The sequence below is a fragment of the Ethanoligenens sp. genome (assembly GCF_047718355.1).
Classification (GTDB): Bacteria; Bacillota; Clostridia; order Oscillospirales; family Ethanoligenentaceae; genus Ethanoligenens.
Genome location: NZ_JBDNLG010000131.1, coordinates 1 through 5,265, shown reverse-complemented (window position 1 = coordinate 5,265; position 5,265 = coordinate 1). Strand labels below are relative to the sequence as shown.

The 5,265-nt window shown below is 46.1% G+C and carries 5 protein-coding genes and 5 tRNA genes; 8 read left to right on the top strand and 2 right to left on the bottom strand.

What is annotated here, in order from left to right; genetic code table 11:
* Nucleotides 1-40: 40 nt before the first annotated feature.
* On the bottom strand, nt 41-658 hold the full coding sequence (locus tag ABF463_RS13805) for a TetR/AcrR family transcriptional regulator (protein WP_415534498.1): 618 nt from the start codon (nt 656-658) through the stop codon (nt 41-43).
* 389 nt (nt 659-1,047) lie between these two features.
* Between ABF463_RS13805 and ABF463_RS13800 the strand changes: the two genes are divergently transcribed.
* The 8 genes from ABF463_RS13800 to ABF463_RS13765 all read left to right on the top strand — a co-directional run bounded on the left by ABF463_RS13800 (nt 1,048) and on the right by ABF463_RS13765 (nt 4,482).
* Complete coding sequence (locus tag ABF463_RS13800; RefSeq protein WP_415534496.1) at nt 1,048-1,434, top strand: Fur family transcriptional regulator; 387 nt, start codon at nt 1,048-1,050, stop codon at nt 1,432-1,434.
* Between the two features lie 90 nt (nt 1,435-1,524).
* Entirely contained in the window at nt 1,525-2,088 is a 564-nt protein-coding gene (locus ABF463_RS13795) for a 6-pyruvoyl trahydropterin synthase family protein (RefSeq protein WP_415534494.1), read from the top strand.
* A gap of 574 nt (nt 2,089-2,662) precedes the next feature.
* A tRNA-Gly gene (locus tag ABF463_RS13790) sits at nt 2,663-2,736 on the top strand.
* A 121-nt stretch (nt 2,737-2,857) separates the two neighbouring features.
* A tRNA-Arg gene (locus ABF463_RS13785) sits at nt 2,858-2,934 on the top strand.
* 121 nt (nt 2,935-3,055) lie between these two features.
* Nucleotides 3,056-3,132: transfer RNA gene (locus ABF463_RS13780), tRNA-His, on the top strand.
* 45 nt (nt 3,133-3,177) lie between these two features.
* Nucleotides 3,178-3,253 (top strand) — tRNA-Gln (locus ABF463_RS13775).
* Between the two features lie 176 nt (nt 3,254-3,429).
* A tRNA-Lys gene (locus ABF463_RS13770) sits at nt 3,430-3,505 on the top strand.
* 338 nt (nt 3,506-3,843) lie between these two features.
* Nucleotides 3,844-4,482, top strand: a complete 639-nt coding sequence (locus ABF463_RS13765; RefSeq protein ID WP_415534492.1) for a TrkA C-terminal domain-containing protein — start codon at nt 3,844-3,846, stop codon at nt 4,480-4,482.
* 120 nt (nt 4,483-4,602) lie between these two features.
* On the opposite strand, the gene ABF463_RS13760 is transcribed toward ABF463_RS13765, so the two are convergent.
* Entirely contained in the window at nt 4,603-5,157 is a 555-nt protein-coding gene (locus ABF463_RS13760; protein ID WP_415534490.1) for a rubrerythrin family protein, read from the bottom strand.
* Nucleotides 5,158-5,265: the final 108 nt, after the last annotated feature.

Below are 5,265 nucleotides of genomic sequence, written 5' to 3'. Positions count from 1 at the left end.
ATGTTAGCTAATACTAACTTTATGGTTAAAAATAATGAGGTTAATACCCCATGATTTCTTTCCATCCAGCGGAATAAAAGGCCTGAAGCTCTTTAACAAAGTGGGTGGCCTGCTCTTTCGGCATGTCATGGACGACCATTTCAGCCAGGGCCGAGAACATGCCGCTGATTAAAAGGTGCTCAAGTGCGCTGTCTATTTCTTCGATTTCGTTTCCAAGGCCGCGCTGAACTTCGATGAAGCGGTGCGTTCCTGCCGTTTCGATTTCTACCATCGTATCAATATAATTCTCGTACTCTGTGCCCTCAGACTTACACAGAATCAGTTTGAAAGTATCAAAATGGTCATAGATATATGCTACCATCCAGTCCATGCACTCACCGGAGATTTTCCCCATCTGCCCGAGCTGCTCTTGGTGGGGAAGGTTTGCAAACCGGTTCTGCGCATCCCGAAAACGGTCAAGAAGTACGTTGGCGGGCTCGCTCACAAGGGCGCGGAACAATTCCTCCTTGCTGGCGTAATATCCGTAAAAGGCTCCGGTTGTGACCCCTGCCTCTTTTACAATATCCCGCAGCGACGCAGCGTGGAACCCTTTATTCAAAAATTCATTTTTCCCGGCGCTCTGGATAGCACGTAGAGTAGAAAGATCGTTCGTGCTCAAACACTCATCTCCATATAACGATGTTATATAACAGCGTTATAATAGCACGATGCCGTTTTCTTGTCAACCCGAATCCGGGTGGCTCTGGCAAATTTATTGGGGATGTCCGCCGCAATCCATAGAGCACAGTCCCAAACGAGGGCATCGTTTCTTAACATGCCTATCGCACCATTCTATCATTTTTAGAGAAACGTACGGTGTAAGCGCCCGATGGCCCTGCCCCATGCTTCATGCTCCGGCACCCGGAATACAATCAGCATCTTTCACATTTGCCTTCTATTTTTATTATTGTGCATAATAAATAAAAACATTTAACCAATCTATTGACATACTGTCCTTATTGATATAAAATACTAAATAGAAGCAAATGCTAAAATGAGTGTGATTGTATGATTAGACGTAATACCATTCAATGCACTTTAGTGCTGGAGGTCGTAAACAAACTGAAATGTCACCCGACTGCAGACGAGATATATGATGAACTCATTAAGGAACACCCCCATATCAGCAGAGGGACCGTGTATCGGAATTTGCAGCGGCTATGCGAAATGGGCGACATTCGAAAAAGAGAAATCCCCGACGGGGCTGACCGTTTCGACCATCTTTGCAGCAATCATTATCACGCAAGATGTGTAAAATGCGGCCGCGTCTTTGATGTGGACATGGACTATATAGCAGATATCGAGAAATCTATTAAGAATACTCATGGGTTCGTATTTACCGGACACGATATCGTTTTCAAGGGTATCTGCTCGGAATGCAAGAATAAGCCATAGGCATAACTGCAGATATCCCGGCAAAGCATTATTTAGTGCGCATACGGGAGCATAGTAATCCCCCGTAAATATATAATAAGGAGAACAACTATGAGGAGCATCACAAAGTTAGACCTGCAGTACGCACACAGATTTTATGGATTCAAAGGCGAAGCACAGTATCTGCACGGCCACACTGGCATCCTGACAATTGAGGTGGAGGATTCTATTAATCCCGGTGTCAATATGGTTTTCCCCTGTAATGAAATTCAGAAAACCGCATGGAAAGTCCTCAAAAACTTCGACCATGCACTGATTCTGCGAGAAGATGATCCCCTGTTGCCCGCAGTCCTTGATGTTTACGAAAAGCAGGGCATTAAGAACGGTGCGCCGACCAATACCATGAAGGGCCCTGCTTTCAAGACGGGGCTTGCAACTGCATATCCGGAGTGTCGTTTGGTTGTGACCAAAGAGACCATGACCGTTGAGGGTATGATCAAGATTGTCTACGATCTGCTGAAGGATAAGCTGAACATTGCGAAGATTACCTTTTCCAGCGGTGTTAACGCGGCTTCCGAAGAATTTGTGACTAAAAACAAAATTGACCGTTGCCCGTTGTGCGGTATTGCCTTAAATGAGAACGGTGTGTGCCCCAAGTGCGGATATAAAAAGTAATCTCACTCGAATTTGAGGATATCGCAAAAAAGTACACTATTGAGTTACTTTTTTGGCGTAAACACCGTTTGCCGATTGCTCAGCGAGGTACACACGAGCAACTGCTGTAACAGTCAGGTGTCTACGTCGCTTTTGTTGGACTGTGCTAAGAAGCCGCCGGCTGGAAATTAACGTGACAGAAGCTGCGAGCTGTTACGGGTCTCAGGCTGCTCCGCAGCATGGCTTGTGACGGAATGCTCTTGTTATGTAGCCGCGACGATAAAGGCCGGAAAGCTTATAGCTTACCGGCCTTTACATTTGCAATTGGTGTTTGATTTTTACCACAAAGTGAGCCGTTATCGAAAAGCCGGACAGAAGAAGGTTCGTAAAAACGACGGATGTCAAAAGATTACATCATGATGCATTTTCTGTTGCACCCGGCTACGCTGCAGTGCAATTTGCAAAGAACGCGCACTTAAATTCCATAGGTTTGTCAAGCATGTATTGTAGTCCTACAAACTTTGCGAAAATTACAGTACAGATTACCTTGACATGTGGGAAAATATATGGTACAATACCCATCGTCGCGTAATAAGCGGGTGTAGTTCAATGGTAGAATCCCAGCCTTCCAAGCTGGTTGTGTGGGTTCGATTCCCATCACCCGCTCCAGGACTGTGCTACAGTAACGGACTTATTTTTAAGTCTTTTGATTGTTCACAGCATTTATTCACAGGCAACAGGCGGTTGACCGCTGTTCTTGGCGTTAGACTCGCCAGATGAACCTTATCGCGCGCCTGTAGCTCAGGTGGATAGAGCAACTGCCTTCTAAGCAGTGGGTCGGGAGTTCAAGTCTCTTCAGGCGCACCAGTACGCGGGAAATTGCCACAGCCGTGTCCCTTGATGTTTTGTGTCATGCCAAACACCAAGGAAATGTCGCCACAGAAGATGGACAGGCTGCAAGACATACAGTGTTCAGCCTAAAATTATGGTGGGTATAGCTCAGTCGGTTAGAGTGCCAGGTTGTGGCCCTGGAGGTCATCGGTTCGAATCCGATTATCCACCCCATTTGCATATGATCTGCGCGCGGATATTCCGCGTGCAGTTGTATATTGGGATGTAGCCAAGTGGTAAGGCAACGGACTTTGACTCCGTCATTCCGCAGGTCCGAGTCCTGCCATCCCAACCAGCGGCAAGAACCGCTTTTATTACATAGTTCTCTACATACGTAGCAGAACTTTTTCATGACACATAATGCCAAAGCAAGCAAGTTATTGCTTTTCAAAAACCAACACCTTTCTACTTTTTTTATTTTTTTCTTGACATCGCAGTCGATTTTTGGTATACTGTTCAAGCCGCTTATTTGAGCCATTAGCTCAGTTGGCAGAGCACCTGACTTTTAATCAGGGTGTCCGGGGTTCGAATCCCCGATGGCTCACCATTTTATGATGTCCCTTGGTATTTGGCTAATTAAGGCCATTTATCGAGGGATATTTGCTATTATCCGGTTTTTTTGCAATCCGTTAAATCAAGGATACAAATTTCCTGTATCCTCGATTTCTGCATCTCTTCTCCCCTATTATATTACATCTGTGCAGGAATCAACAGCCCACCAGAATCATAAGAATACCCTTACAATCGTCTAATAGGTGCTGGGTGTTCCAAATGCAATTGCTTTGCTAGGCCTATACACTTGACTCTTTCAGAAATGCAGGTTGCTTGCATTGCGCACCCTATTATTGTATAATGGTACTTATTTCAAAATAAAAAGAACAGGTGATGAAATCCATGGCGTCCTCCGCACAGATCACGGTGCCGCGCTATTTAAAGATCGCGGTGGACTTGGCTGCCCGTATTGCTTCGGGCGAGATTCCGGAAGGTGAAAAGCTCAAGGGCCGCTCTATTCTTTCGACAGAATACCATGTTTCCCCCGAGACCATCCGCAGGGCCATGTCCATCCTCGCGGACAAACAGGTCGTAGAAATTTACTTAGGCAGCGGCATCATTGTTGCGTCCAAGGAAAAGGCCATCCAATTTGTCAACAGTTTTCAGGATGACGAAAGTATCTCTCATCTGCGCCGTGAATTGGCTCAGATGTTTGCAAAACGTGAGCAAATGGATGAGGATATCATATCACTGACCAGTAAAATCATTGACATGTATAAATATAAACGTTCCGATCTGATTTCACCGGTGGAGGTTTCTATTCCTGAAACATCCGGCGCCATTGGAAAGAGCATCGGACAGTTGGAAATTTGGCACAATACCGGTGCGACCATCATCGGCGTTATCCAGAACACGCATATCCTTATTTCACCCGGCCCGTACTACGAATTTGTAAAAGGCGATAAGGCGCTGATTGTGGGAGACGAAAACGTCATTGGGCGCTTCAATGCATTTGTTCAAGGGCTTGCGTAATCAGTGGAAACGGGGAAAAACAAAAAGACCAGAGTGAAAAACAGCGGCCGCTATGTATCTACATGGCAGCCGCTGTTTTCTGCACGAAAACATCCATGCAGAATCTGTCTCAAAACTGTTTTAGAACACAATATAGCGCTCTTGCTTTGCACCGCAAACGGGACAGTTTACGGGCGGTTCATCAATGACTGTATGCCCGCAGACAGGGCAAATGTAGATATGGGTCAGTGCAATATCGTTGCCCTGACGCACGGCGTCCTGCGCCTGCTTGAACAAGGTGGCATGAATCTTCTCAGCTTCCAACGCAAAATGGAAAGACTTTTTTGCACCGTCCTCATGTTGAAATTCAGCGGTGTGCAGGTAGACCGGGTACATCTGGTTGACTTCATGCAGCTCACCGTTAATGGCGCCTTGCAGGTTGTCCACGGTTTTTCCAATGCCGAATACGCCGCCTGCCGTTACTGTGGCGTCTGCTATTTCTTTGTTGATTTCACTGAAGTGATTGTAGGCGTGTACCTGTTCCGCATACGCGATGGCACGGAATAATCGCGCAACGTTTGACAGCCCTTCTTTTTCTGCCGACTTTCCCCAATACAGATAACGCATGTGCGCCATGCTTTCTCCACTGTATGCGGCGTGCAGAAAATCAGAGGTCATCGCGTTTTGAACACCCATGTTACACATCCCCTTTGTTATTCATGGAACAGTTTCGGGCAGCGTATCTTTGGGCGGCTGCCTTTATCCTCATTTTAATAGTATAACAATTACAGCAGTAGATATAAG